This window comes from Streptomyces sp. NPDC041814 (assembly GCF_055590565.1).
This window is the reverse complement of the sequence record NZ_JBVJAM010000004.1, coordinates 179,553-204,445: the sequence shown is the minus strand read 5'-3', so window position 1 is coordinate 204,445 and position 24,893 is coordinate 179,553. Positions and strand designations below refer to the sequence as shown.

General features: G+C 71.2%; 22 protein-coding genes. 10 read left to right on the top strand and 12 right to left on the bottom strand.

What is annotated here, in order from left to right; all coding sequences use genetic code 11:
- Positions 1-53: 53 nt before the first annotated feature.
- Complete coding sequence (locus tag ACZ6C6_RS13390) at positions 54-485, top strand: Hsp20/alpha crystallin family protein (protein ID WP_469202175.1); 432 nt, start codon at positions 54-56, stop codon at positions 483-485.
- 184 nt (positions 486-669) lie between these two features.
- Positions 670-1,110: a DUF2267 domain-containing protein gene (locus ACZ6C6_RS13385; protein WP_469202173.1), complete on the top strand. Its 441-nt coding sequence runs from the start codon at positions 670-672 to the stop codon at positions 1,108-1,110.
- A 52-nt stretch (positions 1,111-1,162) separates the two neighbouring features.
- On the opposite strand, the gene ACZ6C6_RS13380 is transcribed toward ACZ6C6_RS13385, so the two are convergent.
- A complete protein-coding gene (locus tag ACZ6C6_RS13380) occupies positions 1,163-1,804 on the bottom strand; it encodes a DUF2461 family protein (protein ID WP_469202171.1) in 642 nt (213 codons plus the stop codon).
- A 110-nt stretch (positions 1,805-1,914) separates the two neighbouring features.
- On the opposite strand from ACZ6C6_RS13380, the gene ACZ6C6_RS13375 reads away from it, so the two are divergent.
- On the top strand, positions 1,915-3,459 hold the full coding sequence (locus tag ACZ6C6_RS13375; RefSeq protein WP_469202169.1) for an NAD(P)-binding domain-containing protein: 1,545 nt from the start codon (positions 1,915-1,917) through the stop codon (positions 3,457-3,459).
- On the top strand, positions 3,452-4,897 hold the full coding sequence (locus ACZ6C6_RS13370) for a class I adenylate-forming enzyme family protein (protein WP_469202167.1): 1,446 nt from the start codon (positions 3,452-3,454) through the stop codon (positions 4,895-4,897). Before ACZ6C6_RS13375 ends, ACZ6C6_RS13370 begins: the two co-directional genes overlap by 8 nt.
- Before the next feature lie 19 nt (positions 4,898-4,916).
- Here the strand turns inward: ACZ6C6_RS13370 and ACZ6C6_RS13365 are convergent, their stop codons facing one another.
- Genes ACZ6C6_RS13365 through ACZ6C6_RS13350 form a run of 4 tightly spaced genes read right to left on the bottom strand, consistent with a single transcriptional unit; the run spans position 4,917 to position 10,469 of the window.
- Positions 4,917-6,467 (bottom strand): MFS transporter, encoded by a 1,551-nt coding sequence (locus ACZ6C6_RS13365; protein WP_469202165.1) that lies wholly within the window; start codon positions 6,465-6,467, stop codon positions 4,917-4,919.
- Positions 6,464-7,834 carry a cytochrome P450 gene (locus ACZ6C6_RS13360; protein ID WP_469202163.1) on the bottom strand — a complete coding sequence of 457 codons (1,371 nt, stop codon included), beginning with the start codon at positions 7,832-7,834 and terminating at the stop codon, positions 6,464-6,466. Before ACZ6C6_RS13360 ends, ACZ6C6_RS13365 begins: the two co-directional genes overlap by 4 nt.
- Entirely contained in the window at positions 7,828-8,898 is a 1,071-nt protein-coding gene (locus ACZ6C6_RS13355; protein WP_469202161.1) for an alpha-hydroxy acid oxidase, read from the bottom strand. Before ACZ6C6_RS13355 ends, ACZ6C6_RS13360 begins: the two co-directional genes overlap by 7 nt.
- Positions 8,895-10,469: an NAD(P)-binding domain-containing protein gene (locus tag ACZ6C6_RS13350; RefSeq protein WP_469202159.1), complete on the bottom strand. Its 1,575-nt coding sequence runs from the start codon at positions 10,467-10,469 to the stop codon at positions 8,895-8,897. The genes ACZ6C6_RS13355 and ACZ6C6_RS13350 overlap by 4 nt, the downstream gene beginning before the upstream one ends.
- 62 nt (positions 10,470-10,531) lie before the next feature.
- On the opposite strand from ACZ6C6_RS13350, the gene ACZ6C6_RS13345 reads away from it, so the two are divergent.
- Complete coding sequence (locus tag ACZ6C6_RS13345; RefSeq protein ID WP_469202157.1) at positions 10,532-12,040, top strand: aromatic amino acid ammonia-lyase; 1,509 nt, start codon at positions 10,532-10,534, stop codon at positions 12,038-12,040.
- On the opposite strand, the gene ACZ6C6_RS13340 is transcribed toward ACZ6C6_RS13345, so the two are convergent.
- Together ACZ6C6_RS13340 and ACZ6C6_RS13335 are read right to left on the bottom strand one after the other, a co-directional pair.
- On the bottom strand, positions 11,946-13,283 hold the full coding sequence (locus tag ACZ6C6_RS13340) for a sensor histidine kinase (RefSeq protein ID WP_469202155.1): 1,338 nt from the start codon (positions 13,281-13,283) through the stop codon (positions 11,946-11,948). The genes ACZ6C6_RS13345 and ACZ6C6_RS13340 overlap by 95 nt on opposite strands.
- Entirely contained in the window at positions 13,280-13,960 is a 681-nt protein-coding gene (locus ACZ6C6_RS13335) for a response regulator transcription factor (RefSeq protein WP_469202153.1), read from the bottom strand. Before ACZ6C6_RS13335 ends, ACZ6C6_RS13340 begins: the two co-directional genes overlap by 4 nt.
- Positions 13,961-14,217: 257 nt before the next feature.
- Here ACZ6C6_RS13335 and adhP point away from each other — a divergent pair, with 257 nt between their 5' ends.
- Positions 14,218-15,231 (top strand): alcohol dehydrogenase AdhP, encoded by a 1,014-nt coding sequence (gene adhP, locus ACZ6C6_RS13330; protein WP_469202151.1) that lies wholly within the window; start codon positions 14,218-14,220, stop codon positions 15,229-15,231.
- Between the two features lie 89 nt (positions 15,232-15,320).
- On the opposite strand, the gene ACZ6C6_RS13325 is transcribed toward adhP, so the two are convergent.
- The 3 genes from ACZ6C6_RS13325 to ACZ6C6_RS13315 all read right to left on the bottom strand — a co-directional run bounded on the left by ACZ6C6_RS13325 (position 15,321) and on the right by ACZ6C6_RS13315 (position 17,589).
- Positions 15,321-16,100 carry a sulfite exporter TauE/SafE family protein gene (locus tag ACZ6C6_RS13325; RefSeq protein ID WP_469202149.1) on the bottom strand — a complete coding sequence of 260 codons (780 nt, stop codon included), beginning with the start codon at positions 16,098-16,100 and terminating at the stop codon, positions 15,321-15,323.
- Positions 16,101-16,185: 85 nt separating this feature from the next.
- Complete coding sequence (locus tag ACZ6C6_RS13320) at positions 16,186-16,923, bottom strand: GntR family transcriptional regulator (protein WP_469202692.1); 738 nt, start codon at positions 16,921-16,923, stop codon at positions 16,186-16,188.
- 243 nt (positions 16,924-17,166) lie between these two features.
- Positions 17,167-17,589 (bottom strand): arsenate reductase ArsC, encoded by a 423-nt coding sequence (locus ACZ6C6_RS13315; protein ID WP_469202690.1) that lies wholly within the window; start codon positions 17,587-17,589, stop codon positions 17,167-17,169.
- A gap of 95 nt (positions 17,590-17,684) precedes the next feature.
- On the opposite strand from ACZ6C6_RS13315, the gene ACZ6C6_RS13310 reads away from it, so the two are divergent.
- Both ACZ6C6_RS13310 and arsB read left to right on the top strand, forming a co-directional pair.
- The gene (locus ACZ6C6_RS13310) at positions 17,685-17,993 is read left to right on the top strand and encodes an ArsR/SmtB family transcription factor (protein ID WP_469202147.1); all 309 of its coding nucleotides are present in this window, start codon (positions 17,685-17,687) and stop codon (positions 17,991-17,993) included.
- On the top strand, positions 17,990-19,090 hold the full coding sequence (gene arsB, locus ACZ6C6_RS13305) for an ACR3 family arsenite efflux transporter (protein WP_469202145.1): 1,101 nt from the start codon (positions 17,990-17,992) through the stop codon (positions 19,088-19,090). Before ACZ6C6_RS13310 ends, arsB begins: the two co-directional genes overlap by 4 nt.
- 100 nt (positions 19,091-19,190) lie before the next feature.
- Here the strand turns inward: arsB and ACZ6C6_RS13300 are convergent, their stop codons facing one another.
- The gene (locus ACZ6C6_RS13300; protein ID WP_469202143.1) at positions 19,191-19,772 is read right to left on the bottom strand and encodes a GrpB family protein; all 582 of its coding nucleotides are present in this window, start codon (positions 19,770-19,772) and stop codon (positions 19,191-19,193) included.
- A 528-nt stretch (positions 19,773-20,300) separates the two neighbouring features.
- Between ACZ6C6_RS13300 and ACZ6C6_RS13295 the strand changes: the two genes are divergently transcribed.
- Positions 20,301-21,323, top strand: a complete 1,023-nt coding sequence (locus ACZ6C6_RS13295) for an acetylxylan esterase (RefSeq protein WP_469202142.1) — start codon at positions 20,301-20,303, stop codon at positions 21,321-21,323.
- Between the two features lie 118 nt (positions 21,324-21,441).
- A complete protein-coding gene (locus ACZ6C6_RS13290; RefSeq protein WP_469202140.1) occupies positions 21,442-22,230 on the top strand; it encodes an IclR family transcriptional regulator in 789 nt (262 codons plus the stop codon).
- 61 nt (positions 22,231-22,291) lie between these two features.
- Here ACZ6C6_RS13290 and ACZ6C6_RS13285 read toward each other — a convergent pair whose 3' ends face one another.
- On the bottom strand, positions 22,292-24,577 hold the full coding sequence (locus ACZ6C6_RS13285; protein WP_469202138.1) for an FAD-dependent oxidoreductase: 2,286 nt from the start codon (positions 24,575-24,577) through the stop codon (positions 22,292-22,294).
- Positions 24,578-24,893: the final 316 nt, after the last annotated feature.

Below are 24,893 nucleotides of genomic sequence, written 5' to 3'. Positions count from 1 at the left end.
GTCAGTGAGGCGCATTGGCAGCAACTGCCTGAACCCGCTGGAGGTGTTATCCCATGTTGATGCGCACTGACCCCTTCCGTGAACTGGACCGGCTGGCCCAGCAGATGATGAGCCCGGGCACCTGGTCGAGGCCCTCGGCGATGCCGATGGACGCCTATCGCGAGGGCGACGAGTACGTGGTGGCCTTCGACCTGCCCGGCGTCGCCCCGGACGCCATCGACATCGATGTCGAACGGAACATGCTCACCGTCAAGGCCGAGCGCCGACCGGTGGCGAAGTCCGACGATGTGCAGGTCGAGCTGTCGGAGCGGCCGCTGGGTGTCTTCTCCCGGCAGATCGTGCTCGCCGACACCCTCGACACCGAGCACATCCAGGCTCACTACGACGCGGGCGTTCTCACCCTGCGCATCCCGATCGCCGAGCGCGCCAAGCCGCGCAAGATCGCAGTCGGTGCCGGCTCCGGACGCCAGGAGATCTCCGGCTGAGGCCGGCCCGGCACGTGCGGAGGGCGGCTGCCCGAACGGGGCCCCACCGCCCTCCGCGTCGTCGGCGACGACCTGCTGGAGCAGGTCCTGCTTCAGCTCCCCACCGGCTACGCACTCCTCTCCGGCCACCCCCGACTTCCCTGACACACCACTCCACTCCGGCTTGAGAAAGGCAAGGACCGCAGTGACCATCGACGTACGCGCACCGCTCGGAGTCCAGCAGCACGGGACGGCGTACGAACAGATGCTGGAGAAAGTCCGCTACGAGGGCGCCTACCCCACCCGCGAGCGTGCCGAGGAAGCCGTCCGCCTGGTCCTCGCGGGGCTGGGGCGGCAGCTCACCGGCGACGAGCGCGTCGAGCTCGCCGCCTGCCTGCCCACGGAGGCCGCACGGGTCCTCACCGCGCAGATCCCCAGCCCTCGGCCGCTGACCGGCTGGGCGTTCGTCAAGGACCTGGCCACCCGTTCCGGCGCCGCCCTGGCCCCCACCCGCTGGGACACCGGGTCCGTTTTCGCGGCCGTCGCCGCCTACGCGGGCCCCGACCTGATCACCCGTATCCTCCGTCAACTCCCCGCCGGGCACGCGCTGCTGTTCGGGCGCGCCGAACTCGCCCCGGCCGCGTAGCCAGGAGCCCTCTTGCGCCGGGCCTGGGCACCGGCCGCTTCGACGCCCCTCCTCAGGGGCGTCGGGCCGTGCGGTTGACGTGGCGTGCCAGCCACATCAGCAGGGTGTCCAGGTCGGCGGCGGCCGAGAGCACCCGCTCGACCGCTTCGGGAGTGTGGAGCCACTCCTCGCAGCCGAGAGAACGGGCGGCGATCAGCGAACGGTGGCGCAGCAGTTCCGCCCGGGGGTGGTCCGCCGGACAGCCGCGCGGAAGCCGCTTCATCAGGTCCCCGGACACGTCGTAGCCCTTGTGCCGCACGTCCTCGACGACGGCCGCCAGCTCGCCGCCGCTGCCCTCGGAGACCACTGCCGCGCGGAACGCTTCCACCTGCCCGGGGTCGGGATACCACCAGGCGCCCTGGATCCACAGCCCGTCCAGCGAGAACCGGAGATTGATCTCGACCTTGCGGCCGAGCCGGATCACCGCACTCTGGTTCTGCCACCACCAGGACCCGGTGCGGTAGTGCCAGACGGAGAAGTCCTCGTACCGGGGATCGGCGTCCGCGACCTCGTTGAGCAGCGCGATCATCGGCTGCCGGACCAGCAGCTCACGATCTGCCCGGCAGCGCTCCCTGGTCTCCTTCGCGGGTTCGCCCTGGAGCTGCCACAACACGTCCATGGCCTGCTCCGGCCAGCCGGTGAACTGTTCACGCATGCGCGGAGGATAGCCCGAAGGGCGGTTCGCGAGCCCCGCGCCCGTACGGCTCCCGCGGCCGACTCCGGAATCTCAGAGCCCTCTGATGTGCCACCACTACCGTCCGGTCCATGGTGCGCGACTATCTCATCGTCGGGGCCGGACCGGCCGGACTCCAACTCGCCGCTCTGCTGGAGCGGGACGGGCGTGACTACGCCGTCCTGGAGCGGGGGACAGGACCCGGGACGTCCTTCACCCGCTACCCCCGCCATCGGCAGCTGATATCGATCAACAAGGTGAACACGGGTTTCACGGACCCGGAACTCAACCTGCGCATGGACTGGAACTCGCTGCTCAGCGATGACCCGGAACTGCTCTTCACCCGCTACAGCGAACGCTACTTCCCACCGGCGGACGATCTGGTGCGATACCTGGCGGACTTCGCGGCCCGTACCGGCGTACGCGTCGAGTACGGCGTGGAGGTCGTCCGGGTCTCCCGCGAGGACGGTGTCTTCACGGTCGCCGACGGCGAAGGCCGGTCCTGGCAGGGCCGGCGCCTCGTCCTGGCGACGGGCGTCTCCCGGATGTACGTGCCACCCGTACCGGGCATCGAACTCGCCGAACGGTACGACACCTTCGACACCGCCCCGGCGTCCTTCACCAACCAGCGGGTGCTGGTGATCGGGAAGGGGAACTCCGCGTTCGAAACCGCCGACGGCCTGACGGAGAAGGCCGCGGTGATCCACGTCGTCGGCCCGCACTCGGTCAAGCTCGCCTGGAAGACCCACTACCTCGGTCATCTGCGCGCGGTGAACAACAACTTCCTCGACACCTACCAGCTCAAATCGCAGAACGCGGTGCTCGACGGCACCGTGGAGAGCATCGAGAAGTCGCAGAACGGCGGCTTCCGCGTGCTGCTCCGCTACGCACGGACCACGGAACCGCTGCGTGAACTGCACTACGACCGGGTCATCGTCTGCACCGGCTTCCGCTTCGACGCGTCCCCCTTCGACGTGTCCTGCCGCCCCGCGCTCGCCATCAACGACCGGTTTCCCGAACAGACCTCGTCGTTCGAGTCGGTCAACGTGCCGGACCTCTACTTCGCCGGCACACTGATGCAGCAACGGGACTTCAAGAAGTCCACCAACGGCTTCATCCACGGATTCCGTTACGCGGTGCGTGCCCTGCACCGCATCCTGGACGCCCGCCACCTCGACACCCCGTGGCCGGCCCGCGAGCTCCCCGCGACACCGGAGGCGATAGCCGACGCCGTCATCGCCCGCGTCAACCGCTCCTCGGCCCTGTGGCAGCAGTTCGGGTTCCTCGGCGACGTGGTCGGCGTGGACGGCGAGCGGGCCGTGTACCAGGAGGAGGTCCCGCTGGACTACGTCACCGACGGCGGACTCGGCCCGGCACCGCACCGGTTCGTCGTCGACCTGGAATACGGGGCCGAGCACGACCGTACCGACCCCTTCGACGTGGGCGTACCACGCGTCGTGGAGAACGACGTCGAACACGCCATGGACGCCACCTACCTGCACCCCGTGGTCCGCCACTACCGGGACGGTGCGCTCGCCGGGACCCACCACCTGGCGGAGAACCTGGAGAACGAGTGGAACCTGCCGGCGATCCACCGGCAGCCGCTCACCGCCTTCGTGAAGGAGTGCCTTGACTGAGCAGTTCCCCGGCGCCGTACTGGACATCCTCGACGCGGCAGGCGACCGGCCCGTGTTCGAGCACGCCGGCCATGAGGTCTCCGGGGCCGGACTCCTCGCCATGGTGCGTCGGGCCGCGAACGGCCTGCGACAGTACGGTGCCGGCCCCGGCGTCGGCGTCGCCGTGCTGACGGGGGTCGGCCCCGGGACGTTCGCCGCGATCATCGCGGCCCACGTCGTCGGGGCACGTGTCGTCGGCGTACGACCCGGCCTGACCGCGCACCAGCGGGAGCACGTGCTGCGGAGCGCCGCCCTTTCGGTCACCGACCGGAGGGACGGCCCCGACACCCCGGCCGGGCTCGTGGTCACACTCGACGACCTGCTGGCGGCGGCGGACGACGGCACCCGGCCGGAGATCCTGGCCCGGCCGGAGGACACCGCCCGACTGCTGCACACCAGCGGCAGCACGGGCGTCCCCAAGGCGTGCGCCCAGACCTACGCGGCCATGACCGCGGGCTGGGCGCACCGTCCGGCCGCCTGGCCGCCCGCCGTGCGCGAACTCGCCGGACGGCTCGACCGGTTCCTCGTGTTCGGCACCCTCGCCAGCCAGGTGATGATGGAGTACGGGCTGCTGGCCCTGGCCTCCGGAGGCACCCTCGTCACCGCCGACCCACCGGAGTTCCCCGAAGCCCTGGTCCGGTACCGGGCGACCGCGAGCGTCATCACGGTCGCCCGGCTCACCAAGCTCGTGGCCGCCCAGCGCACCGCGCCCGCGGACCTCACCCATCTGCGCGCGCTGATGGTGTCGGGATCGCCGCTGGAACCGGGACGGCTGCGCGAGGCGACCGACGTGCTCGGCCCGATCGTCTTCCACGGCTACGGACAGACGGAGACAGGCATGATCTCCATGGCCACCCCGGCGGAGGCCCCGGGCTCGCTCGGTGTGCCGCCCGTGGACGTGGAGATCCGCGACACTTCGGGCCGTCCGGTCCGGCCGGGCACCGACGGTGAGCTCTTCGTCCGCACCCCGTCCCAGAGTTCCGGCTACTGGCAGGAACCCGCTCTGACGGCCGAGGTGTTCAACGACGGCTGGGTACGCACCCGCGACCTCGGCCGGTTCGACGCGTCGGGGCGGCTGTGGCTCACGGGACGCGTCCGCGACGTGATCATCGTCAACGCCGATGTGTACTACGCCGGGCCCGTCGAGCGGCTGCTCGCAGGCCATCCCTCGGTGGCCGAGGCATACGTCGTCGCGGTCCCCGACGACAGCACGGGCGAGGCCGTCCACGCCTTCGTCGTACCCGCGGACGGCCACACCCCGGAACTCGGCGCGCTGCGGGCCCTGGTGCGGGACGGCCTGGGCCAGGCATGTGCCCCCACCCGGCTCACACTCATCGGCGAGGTGCCACTCACCGCCGCCGGGAAGCCCGACAAACAGCGGCTGGCGCAGGGGAGTTAGCCCGGCGCGGTGGCGCCGCTCACGGTGCCATCGTGCCGTCCTCCTCCCCGGCGCGGACGGACTCGCCGCGCACCAGGTCGTCGAGTTCGGCGCTCAGCCGGGCGGTGCCCTCGGCGGGCGGGCCGGCCGCCGACGGGGTGCTGCCCCGGAGGGCGACGGCGCCTCCCGCCACGGCCATGGGCAGAGCGACCAGCAGGGCGGCCGTACGCGTGCTCCCCGGAGCCGAGAGCACCAGCGCGATGAGCGGGGGCCCGAAGGCCCCGCCGGACTTGCCCACCGCCGCGGCCCAGCCGCCGGCCGTCCCCCGGATGGCCAGGGGATAGACCTCGGCGGTGTAGGGGCCGATCAGCGCGATGACCCCGGCGGTTCCGGCGAACAGCAGGATCACGGCGGCGAGCAGGACCGGCCGGCTTCCGTCCATCCCGACGGCGGCCAGGAGCAGCAGCGCCGCCACGGTGAGAGCCGCGTAGACGACCATGGTCCCGCGCGCCGACCAGCGCATGTAGAGCCAGGCCGCCACGACGCAGGTGGGGATGGACAGCAGCGACGAGAGGAACAGCAGCGTGGCGGCGGACATGCCCCCACCACTCGCCGCTTCCAGCTGGCTGGGCAGGAAGGTGATGAAACCCCAGTAGACGAGTCCCCAGGCGAGCGCGTATCCGCTGACGACCAGGGTGTTGGTCCTCTGCGCACGACGGAACAGCGTGGAGGCCGGGACACGCACCTGCCGGGACCGCTGGGCGGTGAACGCGGCCGATTCCGGAATCCACCGGTTCAGTGCGATGAGGATCAGGACGAGCGGGAGTTGGGCGAACCACAGGACGCGCCACCCGGTCATCGGGATGAGCACCGCGGCGAGCCCGGCGGCGGCCATGTAGCCGCCCGTGGTGGTGAGTCCGGCCTGCAGCACCATGATGGCCGCGCGCCGGCCGGGCGGCAGGCTCTCGGTCATCAGGGCGTAGACGACGGGCAGCATGCCCCCGGCCGCCATCCCCATCAGCGCGCACATCACGAGGATCCCGCCGAACGTCGGCATGGCACCGCACACCGTCGTCCCGAGGAAGAGCAGGGACGCGATGAGGATCGTGGCCCGGCGCCCGATGCGGTCCGCGGCCCGGCCCCCGACGAGCGACCCCACCACCGTGCCGCTCAGCGCCACCGTCGGCAGCCAGGCGATCTCCTCCGCGCCCAGGTGGAACTCGGCACGCATGCCGGGCTGGATGAACGCCAGCGTGGCGGGCTTCATCTGGTCCACCAGCAGCGCGAAGCTCAGCACGCCTATGAGACGGCGCCGGCTCGCCCGCGACGCCGAGTCCGGCGCCGGGGCGGGCGGGACACCCGCGCCGGACGGCTGCACGACCGCCCGGCCCGAGACCACCACGCCCAGGACGATGGCGGCCATGGCGGCCCACATCGTGCCGGACATGCCCATCATCGCCATGTGGAAATCCATGGACGCGGAGTCGACGAACATCCACACGTGCTGGCCGACGCCCGCACACGTGAGCCCGACACCGGTCCAGAACATCAGGGGCCGCGCTATCAGCGACGCCTGCTTCCCGGGCGTCATCCGTCTCCCCGCTCCGTGCCGAGGACCGGACAGCGTCCGGCCCGCCGCTCATCGAAGTACCGGGTCGCCGGGCGTCGCACGCGGGCGTGCAGGACCATCGCCGTACCGAGGACCAACTGCCGCACGCCCCTTGTCACGTCCTCCACCCCGTCCCGCAGCCGTACGAAGCCCCGCAGGGCGCTCAGGCGCCGGGCGTCGGGTGCCAGCCCGCGCGGGATCAGCAGGCAGGGAGCCCGGTGCGGCAGGGAGCGGGTGTGCGAGGCCGTCGAGTCCAGCCGGAACCGGGTCACCACCTCGCGGACCGCGGCACGCAGCACGATCGGCGACAGCCGCCACGCCGGGCAGGGCCGGTTCGCCGCCACACCGTAAGGGATGTGGTGGACGTCCTTGGCCGCCACACCCTCCCATCGGTCCGGATCGAACACGTCGGGCCGTTCGTACCCGGTGGCGTGATAGTCCGGATAGCTGAAGCACACGACGGAGCCGGGCGGCAGTACCGTCGCGTCGTCCAGCGGGATCGCATCCGTGGTGATGCGATGGGCGATGCCGAACAGCGGATACAGCCGCATCGTCTCGTCGAGCACCTGCGTCAGGTACCGGTCGTCCTCCGGGGCCTCGGCGAGCCGCTGCTGGACGTCCGGATGGCGGGCGAGGGCCAGGAGGACGTGCGCGGTCGCCTCGGACAGCTGCACGACCGCGGTGTTGAAGAACGTCCCCTGGAGGTAGTGCACCCGCTCCCGCGCCGACAGGGAGGCCGGCAGCGGATGCGGCACGTCGCCGGCCGTGACCCGGTCCGCGAGGTAGGCGGTCAGCCGGGCCCGACGGCGCGGATGCCGCAGACCTGTGCACTTCAGCGCGGTGATCACGTCATCGGCGTGAGCGGTGATCAGCTTCCCGGCTGCCGGCGGGCAGGGCTCCTGGAAGACCAGCTCGTAACAGAACGCCGCCCACGCGGGCATCACGAGGTTCCTCAGCCGGACGAGGCTGATCCGGGTGTCGGGCAGGGCGCACAGCGCGGCGGCGACGGCACGCGAGGCCGCCGCAGTGAGATCGGCCGAGGTCCCGGCGACGATGCGCCGCGTCGTCGCGGCGACCTCCTGGTACCGCTCCCCGGCCTCCAGGTGTTCCTGGTGCACCTCGGGGCCCGGCGCCAGCCAGTACCAGAACAGGTCGGACAGGCCGGCACCCTGGCTCCGCCCGTTCGCGGCCGGGTGGGCGTAGACCCGTTCGAACACCTCCGGTCCGTACGCGGCGTTGGGCAGGGTCACCGCCCGGTCGCCGTTGACCTTCTCGAAGATGCGCACGCGCAGCGCCACCACGGCACGGGGCAACCACCACGCGTCCGTCCGCGACCGCGCACTCACCATGTCCCACCCCTGCGTACGACCATGCCGACGGTGAGATCGGAGTTCCGGCGCCCACCGCACAGGGCGAGCGTGTGGTCGTACTCGTCGCGCAGGGAACCGAGCACCCGCCGCACCCCCGCTTCCCCGTCGACGGCCAGGCCCCACACCACGGGGCGCCCGACGCCGACGGCGCTCGCGCCCAGCGCGAGCGCCACCGCGACATCGCCGCCCCGGCGGACCCCGCCGTCGAGCAGGACCGGCACCCGGCCCGCGACGGCCCCGCAGACCGCGGGAAGGCAGTCCACGGCCGCCGGGACGACGTCGCACTGCCGGCCCCCGTGATTGGACACGATCACGCCCGCCGCACCGTGCTCCACGGCCAGGCGTGCGTCGTCCGGATGCAGAACACCCTTGATCAGTACGGGAAGCGGGGTGCCGTGCACGACCGCGGCGAAGTCGGACCAGCGCACCGACGCCGACATGGGAATGTCGGTGAGCGCGTCCGGCCCGGAACCGGGCAGGCCGCGCATGTTCTCCGCGGCGTACCCGGCCGGCAGGTCGGAGAACCCGTTGCGCAAATCCCTCGTGCGGCGGCCGAACACCGGCGAGTCGACGGTGACCACCAGCGCGGCGCAGCCCGCATCCTCGGCGCGGTGGACGAGCGCCCCGGTGACCTCCCGGCGGGGGTGCGGATACAACTGGAACCACACGGCGGCCTCCGGGTCCGCCTCGCGTGCCGCCTCGACGACGTCGTGGACCGGGGTCGTCGCGGCCACCCCCGTCACCAGCACGGCGCCCTCGGCCGCGGCGGCACGGGCCGTGGCCCGCTCGCCGTCCCGGTGCACCAGCCGGTGGAAGGCGGTCGGCGCGACGATCACCGGAGCGGCGCGCCGGGCACCCGGCAGATCGACGGCGGTGTCCCGTGCCCCGTCACCGCTCAGCACCCTCGGCAGCAGCGCGTACCGGTCGAACGCCTGCTCGTTGTCGGTGAGCGCGCGTTCCTCGCCCGCGCCCCCCGCCACGTAGTCGTAGACCACCGGATCGAGGATCTTCCGGGCGGAGTCGTGGAAGGCGCGAAGCGTCACGGCGCCACCGGGACGGCCGTACCGCGCTGCGCGCCGATGAAGGCAGCCAGCGGAGCGCGGTGGATCTCCTCGCTGTCCCACTCGTTCTCCAGGTTCTCGGTGAGGTGGTGGTCGGCCACGAACTCGCCCGCCCGGTACCAGCGGACGACCGGATGCAGATACCGGCCGTCCAGCCCCGACACGTCCTGCTGCGACTTCCGGCCCGCGGACACGTCGAAGGGGTCCACCCGGTCGTGGTCCTCCCCGTACTCCAGGGTGATCACCGCGTACGCGGTCACCTCACCGAAGTCCCCCGCGCGCACGGCATCCGGCACATGGGCGACCGGCACCTCCTCGGCGTAGCGCAGCGTGCCGTCCGGGGCGAGGAGCAGCAGGTCCCCGAGAACCGCGAACTGCTGCCACAGGGCGGAGGACCGGTTGACGCGGCTGATCACCGCGTCAACGGCCCGTGCCGTGGTGCCACCGAGATCCGTCGTCGGCCAGGGCACGCCGTCGTGGCGTTGCCGCAGCCCGCGGTGCAGCGCGCGCACGGCGTAACGGAAGCCGTGGATGAAGCCCGTCGTGGCCCTGCCGAAGTCGCGGCCCTGCATCAGCGTCCCCGCGAAGTACAGACCCGGCACGTTCACCGACTCACCGATCGGCGTCAGTGCCGGGAACCGGTCATGGACGATCCGCTCGGGTGTGCAGGTCTCGTCGAAGACCGATGCGTCGAAGCGGAATCCGGTCGCGACGATCACCCGGTCGTAACGCAGCTCCTTGACCGTCTCCTCGACCCGCTCGAAGGCGACCGGAACGTGAAAACCGTCCGCCTCCCGCCTGATCGAGAGGACCCGGCCGTCCAGAAGGGCGTTCTGCGACTTCAGCTGGTAGCTGTCCAGGAAGTTGTTGTAGACCGCGCGCAGATGTCCCACGTAGTGCGTCCGCCAGGCCATCTTCAGCGATCCCGACCCGACGACGTGGATGACCGCAGCGGTCTCCATCAGGTTCTCGGCCGTCTCGAAGGCGGAGTTCCCGCGTCCGATGATGAGCACACGCTGATCCGTGTACGACCCCGGGTCGGTGTCGATCGTGTCGTAGCGTTCGGCCAGCTCGATGCCCGGGATCGACGGCAGGTTCGGCACGGGCATGCCGGTGGCGACCACCAGGCGCCGCGCCCGCCACGTCCTGCCGGTGCGGTCGGTGACGGCGAAGCCCTCCGCGTCACGGGAGACCTTCTCGACATGGGTGTCGTACCGCACACGCACCCCCGTCCGGGAGGCGAAGTCCGACAGATAGCGCACCAGGTCGTCGGCCGGCGGGAAGTACCGCGGGCTGTACCGGGTGAACAACAGCTCCGGATCGTCGCTCAGCAGCGAGTTCCAGTCCATTCGCAGCCGCAGCTCCGGATCGTCGTACCCCGTGTGCACCTTGTTGTTCGAGATCAGATAGCGGTGCCGCGGGAACCGGGTGAAGAACGTGCCCGGGCCACTGCCGCGCTCCAGAACCACGTAATCCGCGCCGTCCCGCTCCAGCAGGGCGGCGAGCTGCAGTCCGGCCGGGCCCGCACCGATGATCAGGTAGTCATGGGTCATGCCCCGGAAGCTAGCCACCGGATTTCAGAGCGCTCTGAGATTCGCCGCCTACGTTCCCCTACGTGCCCACCACCACGGACCCCCTCGTCCTCAGCGCCCCGCCGGACTCCGCCGCCCTGCGCCGCGCGGCGACGCCGCTCACCGTCACCGTCGATGAAGCGGCCCGGGCCCGCCTGGACCGAGGCCGCCGGCTCTTCGACGGCCTGCGGCACGACGGCGGCACGGCCCGCCCGATCTACGGAGCCACCACCGGATTCGGTGCACTCGTCGGATACGCCGGACGGCCCGACGAGGCGGACCAGTGCGACAACACCCTGGCCCACCTCGGCGCCGGCCAGGGACCCGATCTGCCGCACGAGATCTGCCGCGCCTCCCTCCTGCTGCGGATCTGGTCCCTCGCCCAGGGGCACTCCGGCGTGTCCGCCGAGGTGGTCGACCGGCTCGCCGCGATGTTCGCCACGACGTTCTCGCCCGCCGTGCCCCGCTACGGCTCCGTCGGCGCGAGCGGCGACCTCATCCCGCTGGCCTACGCGACACAGGCGCTGCGCGGCCGGGGACACGCCTATCTGGACAGCCGGCGCATGGCCGCCGACGAGGCCCTGGCCGCGGCGGGGCTGCTCCCGCTCGCCCTGGACGGCCGGGACGCGCTCGCCCTCGTCAACGGAACCTCGGTCACCACCGCGGCCCTGGCGCTGGCCCGCGACAGCGTCCGCGACGCGCACCGCTCGCTCACGGCCCTCACCTGCCTCCTCGCCGACATCCTGGGCTGCGACCCCGGCTTCCTGGACCGCGACCTGCTGCGGGCCTACGGGCACGCCGGGGCGGCCGACACCGGCGCGCGCATGCGGAGGGCCCTCACCGGCACCGCTCCGTCGGGAACCCGCCCGCTCCAGGAGCCGTACAGCATCCGGTGCAGCCCACAGCTCCTCGGGGCCGCCGAGGACGCGCTGCGCTACGTCGACGCGGTGGTCGCCGCCGACCTCGGTGGCGTCAGCGACAACCCGCTGTTCTTCCCGGACGACGAGGAGAAGGGCAGGGTGGTGCACGGCGGGAACTTCTTCGGGCAGCCCGCCGCGTTCGCCGCCGACCTGCTCGCGTCCGTCATCGCCCAGCTCGGCAACCTCGCCGAACGCCAGCTCGACTTGCTGACGGACCCGGCACGCAACGGCGGACTGCCCCCGATGCTCGCCACCGCCCCGGGGCTGCAGCACGGACTCCAGGGCGTGCAGCTGGCCGCCACCGCGTTCGTCGCCGAGATCCGCCGCAACGCGACGCCGGCGGGCATGCAGAGCCTGCCGACGAACCTGCACAACCAGGACGTCGTACCGTTCGGCACCCAGGCCGCCCTGCGCTCCTACGACATGGCGGAACTGCTCGGCCTGCTGACCGGTTCGCTCGCGGTCGGACTGCGCCAGGCGGTCCACGTCGGCGGGCGGCGCCCCACCGCGCCCCGGTGCGCGGACCTCCTCGACGCCCTCACCGAGGCGATCCCCCCGGTCGAGCCCGACCGCTCGCTGGACGCGGACGTCCGCGCCGCAGCACGCCTGGTCGCCGCCTACGAGCGGCCATGACCGGGCGGGCCCGGCCCCGGGCACGGGGCGGGGGGACGTACTCCGGCAGTCGGATGATGAACCGCGCGCCGTGCCCCGGACTGCCGGCGGCGGCGACCGTGCCTCCGTGGCGCGTGACGACCTCCCGCAGCAGCGCGAGTCCCAGCCCGTACCGCCCGCCGTCGCCGCTGCCGCGGTGGAACCTCTGGAACAGCTGCTCCACCGCCGCCGGGTCGAACCCCGGCCCGGTGTCGGCGACGGCCAGCACGACCAGGCCGCCCGTGCGCGAAAGGGTCATGTCGATCCGCCCGCCGGCCGGGGTGTGGCGGATCGCGTTGGACAGCAGCTCACCCACGGCGCGACGCAGCGCGGTCCGGATGCCGCCGACGAGGAGGGGGTGCGACGGGCCGTCCACGACGACGGTGAGTCGACGCGCCCGCACCCGCTCCGACTCCTCGGCCACCACCGACCGGGCCAGCTCGGCCAGATCGACCGGCAGTTGTTCCGACGGCAGGGACGGACCGGCCGCGATGCTCGCCGACAACAGCAGATCGTCGAGGACCTCGCCGAGCCGGCCGGTCGAGGAGACGAGCCGGGCGAGACCGTCGCGGTGCGGGTCCGGCAACTCCTGAACGGCCGCCTGGCGGGCCAGCACCTGCGCCCGCGTGTGCACCTGCGTGATCGGCGTGCGCAGCTCGTGACTGGCGTCCGTGACGAACCGGTGCTGGCGGGTGAGCGCCTCGGCCAGGGGGGCCACGGCCTTGTGCCCGAGGAGTGCCCCGGTGACGGCGGCGGCGAGCAGCCCCACCACCTCGGCCACCCCGAGCGCGAACCACAGATGGCTGCGGTCGGCCAGTTGGAAGCGCATGTCGAACACCGCCTGCACCACGTCCCCGCCGGCCCTGACCTGGGTGCGTACCAGGTAGACCGTGCGATCACGCTCCACGGTGCGCTCCACAGCCTCATGGGTCCTGCGCACCTGTGCCACATCGGCGCGCAGCGGGAATCCGCGCGGGGCGTTGGGCAGCGGGGCGACGCCGGGGACGTACAGCCAGGTGCACACCGGAGGCCGGGTCAGATCCCCGGAACTCGCGCCGTAGCGCAGCTCACGCCACACCTGCTCGTTCTGCGCGTCCACCATCACCACGTGCGCGACACCACCGACCGCTGTGATCAACAGGGTGATGATCGCTCCGGTGATCACGGCGATCCGCAGGCGCGCCCGCCGCACCGCCGCCCACTCGGCCGGAACCGGACGGCTCACAGCACCCCCAGCCGGTAGCCGAGACCGCGGACCGTGCGCACGACCTGCCGGCCGAGCTTGCGGCGCAGGTAGTAGACGTACGTGTCGACAATGGATGACGCGGGCGCCTCCTGGAACACCAGTCTGCGCAGCTCCGCACGCGAGTGCACGGCGTCCGGCCGCGAGGCCAGCGCCCACAGCAGAGCGAACTCGCGCGCGGCGAGGGAGACTTGCTCACCGTTCGCGAGCTCGACCTCCCGGCGGCCGACATACAGCTGGGCCGAGCCGATCCTGAGGACATCGTTGGCCTCCAGCGCGCGTCGGCACAGGGCCCGCAGGCGCGCGCTCAGTTCGTCCAGGTCGAAGGGTTTGACGAGGTAGTCGTCGGCCCCGGCGTCCAGTCCGTCGATACGGTCGTGCACGGTCCCCATCGCGGTCAGCAGCAGCACCGGCGTCCGGACGGCTCGGGACCGTAATCGGCTCATGAGGTCGAGACCGTCGAGAGCGGGCAGTCGCCGGTCGAGGACGAGCACGTCGTACTGGCGGGAAAGTCCGAGGTGCAGGCCCCGCTGGCCGTCCGTCGCGACGTCGACCGCATACCCCTCGTCCCGCAGGGTGGTGGCGAGCATGCCGACCAGCTCCCGGTCGTCCTCGACCAGCAGCAGCCGCCAAGGACCCCGTGAGTGTCTTTGCGCCACAGCCCAACTCCCCTCGACCTCCCCGCAACCCCTGTCAACGCCCCTGCGACGGACGGGGTTCCCGGGGCGGGTGGCGCGATCGAGGGCGTGGGGGCGGAGCGGCGGACCAGTGGTGCACATCCTGAGCGGCCGTGGGCGCGGATCGGCGCCGCGTGTGAGCAGGTCATCCGTAATAGCCTGGTTCATGACGTATGTGCCCAGGGCGTACGCGTCGCCGGACCGGACAGACATACGCATCGACGCGGAGGAGAACACCCATGAGAGCCGCTGTTGTCCGTAGCTTCACCGAACCGGTGGCCATCGAGGACCGGCCGGTCCCCTCACCCGCCGGCCATCAGGTCCTCATCCGGATGGAGGCCTCCGGGCTGTGCCATACGGACATCCACGCGGCCCATGGCGACTGGCCGGTCAAACCGTCGCCGCCCTTCGTTCCGGGCCACGAGGGCATCGGCATCGTGGAGGCGGCCGGTGACCAGGTCACCCACCTGGCCGTGGGAGACCGGGTCGCCATTCCGTGGCTCGGCGAGGCGTGCGGGCACTGCGACCACTGTCTGTCCGGCTGGGAGACGCTCTGCCTCCAGCAGCGGAACAGCGGCTACTCGGTCGACGGCAGCCATGCCGAGTACGCCCTCGCCCACGGGACGTACGTGGTGCCCGTGCCCGACGGCATCGACCCGCTGGACGCGGCGCCGCTGACCTGTGCGGGCGTCACGACGTACAAGGCCGTCAAGCTCTCCGGGGCGCGCCCCGGCACCCGGGTGCTCGTCTCCGGCATCGGCGGTCTGGGGCATCTGGCCCTGCAGTACGCCCGGATCTTCGGTGCCGAGACCATCGCGGTCGACGTCACCGACGAGAAGCTGGCCTTGGCCGGGGAACTGGGCGCCGACCACGTTCTGGACGCGCGCGTCCAGAACGTGGCGGAGGAGACGCAGCGGCTCGGAGGCGCCGACGCGGCCGTCTCCCTGGCGGTGAGCAACGCGTCGTTCGAGGCCGCGTACGCCTCGCTGCGGCGCGGCGGCACGCTGGTGCTCGTGGCCCTGCCCGCGGAGGGCGAGCTGAAGATCCCGGTCTTCGACACGGTGCTCAACGGCACGAAGATCGTCGGATCGATCGTGGGTACCCGGCAGGACCTGGCCGAGGTCTTCCGGCTGCACAGCCTGGGCCGCACCCGTGTGGTGCGCGAGACCCGGGACCTGGCCGACATCAACGCCTCGATCGAGGAGGTGCTGGAAGGCAAGGTGCCCGGCCGCCTCGTCTTCGCCATGCACTGAAGGATGGTGGCGGAACGTCAGCGGTGGGCCGTTCTGTCCGGACCGGATGCGAATGCACGTCAGAACACGTGGGCCGCAGGGCGGTTCGGTCAGGAGTGGAGCGCGAGGTAGGGGGCGAGGACGAGGAGTGTGGCGGCGAGGACGTACTTGAGGCGGCGGGCCGGTATCTTGCGGGCGATGAGCCAGCCGACGAGCACGCCCACCAGTTCCGGCATGCCGACCACGGCGACAAGTGTCCAGTCGATGGAGCCGTGCAGCAGATAGCCGGCGGTACCTACGCTCGCGATCACGATGGACTGTGCCTGCGCTGCGGCCAGCGCAGAAAGTACCGGCAGGCCGCAGATGACGAGGAGGGGGACGCTGAGCATCGGCCCGCCCAGGCCGAAGAGCCCTGCCGCGACGGCCACTGCGCCCCCCACCGTGACGGTGAGTGAGAACGGTATGGGGACCGGCGTGACGGCGGACTCCGGAGAATCCGTATGGCGCTCACGAAGCCATACCAGCAGCCCCGTCACCCCGACGGCGCAGGCAAGAAGGAGCCCGAACTTCTCTTCGGGAAGGAGGGTGTTGAGCCATACTCCGGCGGGCGTCCCGACGAGTGCACTCCCGGCGAGGGCCAGCGCGGTGCGCCGCGTGACGGGGTCCTTGAGGTGTCCCGAGCGGGCATAGGCAGCGGTGCCGAGGGCGCCGGTCGCCACGTGGGTGGCGATCGCGGTGCCGGCGACGCCGGCGGGGGTGAGCCCGGTCAGCAGGAACATCCCGATGGTCGGCAGGACCCCTCCGGGGCCGATCGCGGTGATTCCGATGCCGCCGGCGAGGCCGAACAGCGCCAACAGGACCAGAGTGAGGGTGTCGGGGGCTGGGGGCATGGAGGGGCCCTCCTCGGGCGGTTCAGGACGAGGTGTGGGGCGGGCATGGGGCCTGGCGCGCCGGGGGCCTGGGAACGCTGCACGGTCAGGCGTGAGGTGCTGCGGGGCCTCGGTGCAGGAGCGCGTTGAGCGTGAACCGGTCACCGCGCACCCTCAGGGACTCCATGTCCACAGGGCGTCCACTGGGCAGAGAGGTGAGACGGTCGATGGCGAACAGGGCCGCTCCGGCGGGGATTCCCAGGAGTTGTGCGGAGTCCGGTTCGGCGGTGACTGCGTGGACGGTGACTTCGGCGGTGCCGAGCCGCAGTCCGGTGGCTTCCTCGATGAGGGCGAAGACGTCCTGGTGGGCCAGGTCGCGGTCCAGGAGGGGCCGCCCGATGTCCGGGGCGAGCCAGGTCGAGTCCAAGGAGAGCGGAATGCCGTCCAGGCTGCGCAGCCGCTCCAGGTATACGGCCTCGCAGTCGTCGGTGAGCTGGAGCCGCTCGGTGACCGCCTTGGGGGCGTGCGGGACGACGCGGGCCACACGGACCTCGTTCGTCACGACGCCGTAGCCGGTGAAGGTCTCCGCGAGCCCGGTGAGCCGCTCCAGGCCGTGCCCGAACTTCGGTGTCACGATCTGCGTGCCGATACCGCGCCTGCGCACGATCATGCCTTCGTCGCGCAGCAGCCCGAGTGCCTCCCTGACAGCGTTGCGTGTGGCCCCGAGCCTACGGCCGAGGGTGCCTTCATCCGGCAGCATGCCGTCCCCGTAGACACCGCAGGTGATCTGCCGCCGTAGCGTGTCCGCGACCAGTCGCGCCCTTTCGGCGCGGCGCCTCGGCATTCCGTCCGGACGCGGGGTCCTTTCGTCCCACATGAGGTGATCTGCCACCGCCTTTCGGGCCCAGGCTATCCGGCGAATGCCCTGCCGAATGTAACGGCATGGTTACGCCACCCGCCTTGACCTGCGCAAACCGCTCAGCTGCGGGTTTGCCGCGGATTCATGTCACTCCGCCAGGCAAAGCAGCCGTACCTGCGGTGCCGACGGGGCCGTCGACGCCCCCGGGGAGGCCGGGAAGTCGTGTCCTTACGCCGTCGTCTCCGGCTCGGCCGGGGCGATCTCGGCGATCAGCCCCTCCACCAGGGCCTTGATCTCGTCGCGGATCGGTCGCACGGCATCCACGTCCTGTCCGGCCGGGTCCGCCAGCTTCCAGTCGAGATAGCGCTTGCCGGGGAGGACGGGGCAGGTGTCGCCGCAGCCCATGGTGATGCACACGTCCGACTCGCGGACCGCGTCGACTGTGAGGAACTTCGGCGTCTCCCTGGAGATGTCGATGCCGGCCTCGGCCATCGCGGCGACGGCGGCCGGGTTGACCCGGTCGCCGGGGTCGGAGCCGGCGGAGCGGACCTCGACGCGGTCTCCGGCCAGGTGGGTGAGCCAGGCTGCGGCCATCTGGGAGCGGCCTGCGTTGTGGACGCAGACGAACAGGACGGACGGCTTGTCGGGCATGGCGATCGTTCTCTCTCGTCGCACGGCGGAACTCGGCCGCCAATGACTTCAGCCCCCGCTGATATCAGCGCGTGGTGATGTGAGAGTATCAGTGCATGCTGACTTCAGTCGATCCTGATGTGATCCGGGTGCTGGGCGATCCGCTCCGCCTGAAGATCGTGACCCTGCTGGCGCGCGAGACACTCTGCACGACGCACCTGGTCGAGGAGACCGGAGCCAAGCAGACCAATCTGTCCAACCACATGAAGGTGCTGCGCGAGGCGGGAATCGTGGAGACCGAGCCGTGTGGCCGTTTCACCTACTACAAGCTGAGGCCCGAGGTCCTGGCCGGCCTGTCCGAGCAGTTCGCCGCCCTGGCCGAGGCCGCCCGCACCGCTGCCGAGAACAAGAGGGCCTGCTCGTGACCTCCACCGAACCCACCATCACGGCGGCCGGGGACGACTCGATCGTCAGGAAGCTGTCCGCCCTCGACCGCTACCTGGCGGTGTGGATCCTGCTCGCCATGGCCGTCGGGCTGGGCCTCGGACGGCTGATCCCCGGGATGAATGACGCGCTCGCGAAGATCGAGGTCGGAGGGATCTCCCTGCCGATCGCGCTCGGCCTGCTGGTCATGATGTACCCGGTGCTCGCGAAGGTCCGTTACGACCGGCTCGACCGCGTGACCGGCGACAAGAGGCTGATGGTCTCCTCGCTGGTCATCAACTGGATCGTCGGCCCTGCGGTGATGTTCGCCCTGGCGTGGATCTTCCTGCCGGACCTGCCCGAATACCGCACGGGCCTGATCATCGTCGGCCTGGCCCGCTGCATCGCCATGGTCATCATCTGGAACGACCTCGCGTGCGGCGACCGCGAGGCCGCCGCCCTCCTGGTCGCACTGAATTCGGTGTTCCAGGTGCTCGCGTTCGGCCTGCTGGGCTGGTTCTACCTCGACCTGCTGCCCCGCTGGATGAACCTCGGCGACGGCCAGGGCCTGGACGTCTCGGTCTGGCACATCGCGCTGAACGTCGTCATCTTCCTCGGCATCCCCCTGCTGGCCGGCTTCCTCACCCGTCGCATCGGCGAGCGGAAGCTCGGCCGTGGCGACTACGAGGCGGAGTTCCTGCCGAAGATCGGCCCGTGGGCGCTGTACGGGCTGCTGTTCACGATCGTCGTCCTGTTCGCCCTCCAGGGGAAGACCATCACGTCGCAGCCGCTGGACGTCGCCCGGATCGCGCTGCCGCTGCTGGTCTACTTCGCGGTCATGTTCTTCGGCACCTTTCTCCTCGGCAAGGGCCTGGGCCTGGCCTACGACCGCACCGCGACCCTGGCCTTCACCGCGGCGGGCAACAACTTCGAGCTGGCCATCGCCGTTGCCATCGCCACCTTCGGCGTCACCTCCGGCCAGGCCCTGTCCGGGGTCGTCGGCCCGCTCATCGAAGTACCGGTGCTGATCGGCCTGGTCTACGTCGCGCTCGCCTGGCGAAGGAAGTTCGCCCCGGGCGCGGTGACGACGTCCCCGTGACGGAGCGGCGGTCCGGACGCGCTGGAAGCCTGTGCCGCCGCCGGACAGTTATCGCAGCCCGTGGGCCAACCGGCCCGCGTGCGCTCGTCGGCGCACTCGGTCAAGCCGCCGCGGGACCGCTCCAGCCGGTGGCGGCGGCCCACTGTTCGGCCGCCGCCATCAACACCTCCGTAGCGGGGGCCTTGATCTGCCCGTAGTCCGACAGGTCCGGCACGCTCAGTGCCAGCCGCTGCTTGAACGCGCCCCATGCCCGACGGGCGTCCTCGTTCGCACGCAGGTAGTCCCGGAAGAGCAGGGCGAACCGGGCATTGGGTCCGGCTCCCTCCCGCAAGTGGACGTTGCACGACCTGGCGCCGGCCGGCGGCGCGAAGACGAGTTTGCGACACCGCCGGCCGCTGGAGACCTCGACGCGATTCCACGGCTCCGGGCGGCACCGGAAGCCGATCACCCCGAGCAGCGGTACATCCCTGGCCTCGTCGATCGACGTCATCCGGACCTGCACATCAATGCAGTCCTTGGCCGGCAACCCTGGTACCGAAGTGGATCCCACGTGGTCGACCCCAAGCACGAGGTGGCCACCCAGCGCATTTCGCAGCACCCCCGCAAGCCGCTCGAACTCCATCGGCCACTGCGGGCGGTACTCCACCACGGCAACCTGACCACGCTCATCGGGAAACGGCACGTCACCGCACGCTACAGGTCATTCGAACGACTCCACAGACAGCGGGACCAGCCGCCAGGGCTTGTCGCTCGATGCCTGTGTGCGGCCCGCGTACGTCTCGCCCTGAGCACCCGGCCACAGCCTGTTGCAAGGCGTGGGCCGATCACCGTATGGTCACGCGGGCGACGATGATCGCCCGGGGAACTCCGCCGACGGGCACCGCTGAATCGCTGAGTCCTCGTGCTGATGACCGGCGACGGAGCCGCGACGCGCACGGCGGCCGACGGGCGCGCCCGTCCCGCCCGAACCAGGAGATCGAACGAGTGACCGTTGTCGTCCCGGTCTTCTCCGCATCGCCGCCCCGGACCGGCCACCGCCTTTCTCATCGAAACAGCTGCCCGTGACCACCTCGCCCAGCGGAACGTGAGCGTCGAGCCGACGGGTCCGGTCCGTAGCAGGTGCTCGGCGTCGACACAGCGGGGTGCGTCGCGCCGAGAACCCGCTCTGGAAGACGTACTGGTCACTTCGCACACCGAACAAGGAGAGAACGTGTCCACCCATCCACTCGCGACGGATTCCGACGAACTCGGCCCGCTGCCCCACGATTTCCCCTTCGATCCCACCCACGGCTACGACCTGCCGCGCCTCCTCGCGGTGAAGGCACCGCCGGGGCCGGACGACTTCGCCGACTTCTGGCGGGAGCGATACGCGAGTGCGCTGCGCGTCGACACGGCACCCCGGATCGAGGGCCCCTGGGTCACGGTGGACGGCGTGCGGGTCGCCGACGTCTCGTACACGTCCACCGACGGCGTCCGTATCGGTGGGTGGCTGACCGTCCCCGCCGACGGCCGGGTCACCCAGGGCTGTGTCTCGACACACGGATACGGAGGCCGGGCGGCCCCGGACTCCTGGCAGTCCCCGCCGGAGACCGCGACCATCTGGCCCTGCCTGCGCGGGCTCGGAACGCGGAGCCTGCTGCCCGGAGTGCCCTCCCACTCGGCGGGGCACGTTCTGCACGGCATCGGCGCCCGGGAGTCGTACCTCATCGGGGGGTGCGTGGCGGACGTCTGGTGCGCGGCCACCGCACTGCGGCAGCTGGTGCCGGAGGCGGCCGGACGGATGACGTACCTGGGCACGAGTTTCGGCGGCGGCATCGGAGCGCTGGCGCTTCCCTGGGACGACCGTTTCCGGGCCGCCGGCCTGACGGTACCCACCTTCGGCAACCATCCGCTCCGGGTGACACTTCCGTGCACGGGCAGCGGTGAGTCGGTCCGTACGCGGTTCGCCGAGGATCCCTCGGTGCTGGATGTCCTCGCGTACTTCGACGCTGCGACGGCGGCCCGGCACATCGAGATCCCCGTACACGTGAGCGCGGCCATGTTCGATCCCCATGTGCCCCCACCCGGGCAGTTCGCGGTGCACAACGCACTGGCAGGGCCGCGCGAACTCCTGGTTCTGCGGGCGGGGCACTTCGACCACCCGGGCGAGCCGGCCGAGACGGCGGCCCTGGAAGAGGCCCAGCGGCAGTTCCTGTCGGCGGCGGACCCCGGGGCGCCTGGGCCCAGCGCTTGACCGCGTGCCGTACGAGCGGACCGCCGGGCCACCCCGGTCGCTGATTCCAGGTACAGGCGTCGCTGCGCGCGATATGCTGATGCAGAATGTGCAAGGCATTTGCAGAACAAGGAGGGTCATGGCTACGCGGGCGACTGATGCCGGGACGAACCAGAGCGTCGAACGAGCGGTCTCGGTGCTGCGCGCACTCGACTGCGGCCGGCCCGAACTCCGTGTCTCCGACGTCGCCGAGCTCACGGGGCTGGGCTCCTCGACCACCTCCCGCCTGCTGTCCACGCTGGAACGCCTCGACATGGTCGAGCGCGATCCGGTCAGCAACCTCTACCGACTCAGCCTGGGCCTTCTCCCGCTGGCCGCCACCGCCACCAACCGCCACCCCGTGCACCGGGCCGCGCGCATGGTGCTCCAGGGCCTCGCCACCCGCACTGGCCTGGGGGCCAACGTGGCCGTACGACGCGGCGGCGAGCTGATGTTCCTCTGCAATTTCGAGGGCACGCGCGCCCCCAAGTCCTATACGCAGGCCGGGCACACCGCCCCGCTGCACGCCACGAGCATCGGCAAGTGCCTCCTCAGTGGTCTCGCCCCCAAGGAGCGCCGCAAGCTGCTGGGGGACCCGCTCGACGCGCACACCGAGTACACGACCACCAGTCATGACCTCCTCGATGCCGAGATCGAGACCGTCCGGCGCACCGGTTACGCCGTCGAGGCCGAGGAGCGTGCCCTGGGCCGCGCCTCCCTTGCCGCGCCGGTCCGTGACGCTTCGGGGGAGATCGTCGCGGCCATCTCGCTCTGGGGCCCGACCTCGGTGCTCGGGGACGGCTCCGGTACCGAGGGGCAGCGACCCGCCCTCGTACGCGAGGTCATCGAGGCCGCCGACGCCATCAGCCAGGCACTCGGCGCGCTCTGACGCGCATGCGAAGGGGGCCGGGGAAGGCCGATCGCCTTCCCCGGCCCCCTTCGCCGTGCGGCTACGCGCCGTACGCCTTGAAGGCGAACACGTGCGCGTGCCGCGCCCCGTGCGTGGCGTCGACCACGAGCCGCAGTGCGCCGGTGCGTACGGGACCGCCGTCAGGGGCCTCCAGCGCGTGTACGCGGTGCCGGCGCCGGTTGTCCGTCACCGTCAGGAGCGTGTGCCAGTCGCCGGCGGCGTCGCGCGTCTGGACGCGGTAGTCGCGTACGAGCTCCGGCATGACCTCGTACGGGGTGCGGTGGCGGTGCAGGTTGTTGAGGTACTCGTCGACGTCGTCGTCGAACACCAGGCGGATCTCGGTGAGCTCCTGGTCGTCCTGCCAGTCGAGACGGAGCCACCGGGCGTCGTCCTCCCGAGCGGAGGACCACATGTTCGGGCCGCCGTAGGGGCGCTGGTACCCGCCCACGGCCCGTTCGGGCCGGAACGCGCTGGTGTCGGGGCCCGCCCGGAAGGCGAAGGTCTGCCGGCGCAGGCCGCGGGCCTGCCATTCCAGGACCAGCTGGCCGTCCTCCTCCGGGATGTCGTGGTCGACGCCCGCGTCCCCCTCGGCCTTCCTGCGCAGGGCGAGGACACCGTCGGTGCGTTCGGGGAGAAGGACCAGGGCCGTGTCGGCGCAGGCACGCACGATGAGGATCGCGTTCCCGGGTGTCCCGGGGTGGTGGTCGAGGCGGGCCGTGACCCAGTGGGGGCCGCCGGGCGGGACGGTGACGGTGGTCGTCAGGAGCTGGTCGGCGGGGACTCCGTTCTCCGGCCGGCCCGTGCTCCACAGCTCCACGGTGAGCTCGCGGGATCCGTCGTCCGCGCCGTGTACGAGCAGGTCGACCGTGTCGAGTGCCGGGTCGACCGGCAGCAGGAGCGCGAGGTCGCGGCTCAGGGGGTACGGGGTGCCGGGTGCGTCCTGCGCGGGCTCCGCGGCCAGCCGGGTCAGACAGGAGGAGGCGGTGACGCGGGCCGTCCGTGCCAGGTTGCCGGGGTCCTCGTCGGCGAGGCCGATCACCGAGGCGTCCTGGCGGAGCAGGGTGCGGTGCACCAGCTCCGGCCGCTTGGTCGCGAGTTCCCGCGGGGTGAGGTTCTCGGCGACGCACAGGGCCGCGGCGGTACCCGCGGCCTCGCCGAGCGTCGCGCAGGTGGCCATGACGCGGGTGGCCCCGAAGGCGATGTGCGTGGCGGAGATGTTGCGTCCGGCGAAGTGCAGGTTCGTGACGTTCGCCGAGTAGAGGGAGCGCAGGGGGATGTGGAAGATGCCGTCCGCGTACCGCTGGCGCGCGCCGGGCTCCTCGGCGTACATGCCCTGGACGGGGTGGAGGTCGACGGACCAGCCGCCGAAGGCGATCCGGTCCTCGAACGGGCGCTGCTGGAGGATGTCCTGCTGGGTGAGGACGTGGTCGCCGAGGAAGCGGCGGTACTCGCGCTTGCCGGGAAGACTGCCTACCCACTCCAGGGTGAGGTTCGCCGCGTCCGGGAACTGCCCGGAGTTCTTGATGTGGTCCCAGATCCCCATGATCACGGACTGGAGCTCGTCGCGGATGCGTTCGTTGTCGTGGACGGTGTCGAGTTCGCCGCCCCACTCGATCCACCAGTAGTCGCAGCCGTTGTCCCCGGTGCGCAGGATGCGGTTGCGCAGGATGGGTGTGGTCGTCAGGTCCTTGGCGTAGGCGGGCGGCACGAACTTCACCGGCCGGCCCGTGTCCCTGGTGTGGAAGAGGATCGTCGAGCCGAGCAGCGCCTGGTCCGCCTCGGACGGTGCCCAGGGCTCGTCGAACTCGGCCTGCGCCTCACGGCCGATGCGGTAGCGGGCGCCGGCGAGGTGGCCGACCAGGCCGTCTCCGGTGCAGTCGAGGAACTGGCTTGCGTGGAAGGTGATGCGGCGCTCCGAGCCCATCATCCAGCCGGTGCAGGAGCGCACCTCGCGGCTGTCGGCGGGACCGCCGGCGTCGACCTCGCGTACGTCGGTGTTGAGGTAGAGGTCGATGTTCGGTTCGGCGCGGACCGCGTCGAGGACGACCTGGTCCCAGTAGTAGGGATTGCCCTCGGGGTTGCGGTACTGGTTCTCGGTGTACAGCTCGCCCATGATCCCGGTCTCGCGGGCCCAGCGGTGCACACCGTGTGCGGTGGCGCCGCAGACCCAGACGCGGATCTCGCTGCTGGCGTTGCCGCCCAGGACCGGCCGGTTGTTGACCAGGGCGACGCGTCGGCCGAGCCGGGCCGCAGCGATGGCAGCACAGGTCCCCGCCAATCCGCCGCCGATCACGGCGATGTCGTAATGGACCTCTTCTTCCCGCACGGTGCGGCCTCCTTGGTGTGAAGCTCGGATACTCCCCGCCGCAGCGGAGCGGCCTCGAACGTACATCACATCCATATTGTGCAACCACTGTTCAACCCGTGGGATTCGCTGTAAGTTCCGGTGGTGGCCACTGACCTGGCCTTCGGGAGCCAAAGTGCAAGTTCGGGGCAGGTGGGGCGTCTTCGCCGGTCCTGCACAGAATCGGTGATTCACCAACGAAAAGGGTTGACGCCATCGCACGATATGGAGAACGATCCCGCATGCTGCAACGTGTGTTCATTGCGGCAGGGACGACGTCCACGCAGGGCTCCGGCGC

Bases quoted from the DNA above. Each gene is read 5' to 3' on its own strand.
- ACZ6C6_RS13390 (WP_469202175.1), top strand. From the start codon at position 54: ATGTTGATGCGCACTGACCCCTTCCGTGAACTGGACCGGCTGGCCCAG.
- ACZ6C6_RS13380 (WP_469202171.1), bottom strand. From the start codon at position 1,804: ATGCGTGAACAGTTCACCGGCTGGCCGGAGCAGGCCATGGACGTGTTG.
- ACZ6C6_RS13375 (WP_469202169.1), top strand. From the start codon at position 1,915: ATGGTGCGCGACTATCTCATCGTCGGGGCCGGACCGGCCGGACTCCAA.
- ACZ6C6_RS13365 (WP_469202165.1), bottom strand. From the start codon at position 6,467: ATGACGCCCGGGAAGCAGGCGTCGCTGATAGCGCGGCCCCTGATGTTC.
- ACZ6C6_RS13360 (WP_469202163.1), bottom strand. From the start codon at position 7,834: ATGGTGAGTGCGCGGTCGCGGACGGACGCGTGGTGGTTGCCCCGTGCC.
- ACZ6C6_RS13350 (WP_469202159.1), bottom strand. From the start codon at position 10,469: ATGACCCATGACTACCTGATCATCGGTGCGGGCCCGGCCGGACTGCAG.
- adhP (WP_469202151.1), top strand. From the start codon at position 14,218: ATGAGAGCCGCTGTTGTCCGTAGCTTCACCGAACCGGTGGCCATCGAG.
- ACZ6C6_RS13325 (WP_469202149.1), bottom strand. From the start codon at position 16,100: ATGCCCCCAGCCCCCGACACCCTCACTCTGGTCCTGTTGGCGCTGTTC.
- ACZ6C6_RS13320 (WP_469202692.1), bottom strand. From the start codon at position 16,923: ATGCCGAGGCGCCGCGCCGAAAGGGCGCGACTGGTCGCGGACACGCTA.
- ACZ6C6_RS13315 (WP_469202690.1), bottom strand. From the start codon at position 17,589: ATGCCCGACAAGCCGTCCGTCCTGTTCGTCTGCGTCCACAACGCAGGC.
- ACZ6C6_RS13310 (WP_469202147.1), top strand. From the start codon at position 17,685: ATGCTGACTTCAGTCGATCCTGATGTGATCCGGGTGCTGGGCGATCCG.
- ACZ6C6_RS13290 (WP_469202140.1), top strand. From the start codon at position 21,442: ATGGCTACGCGGGCGACTGATGCCGGGACGAACCAGAGCGTCGAACGA.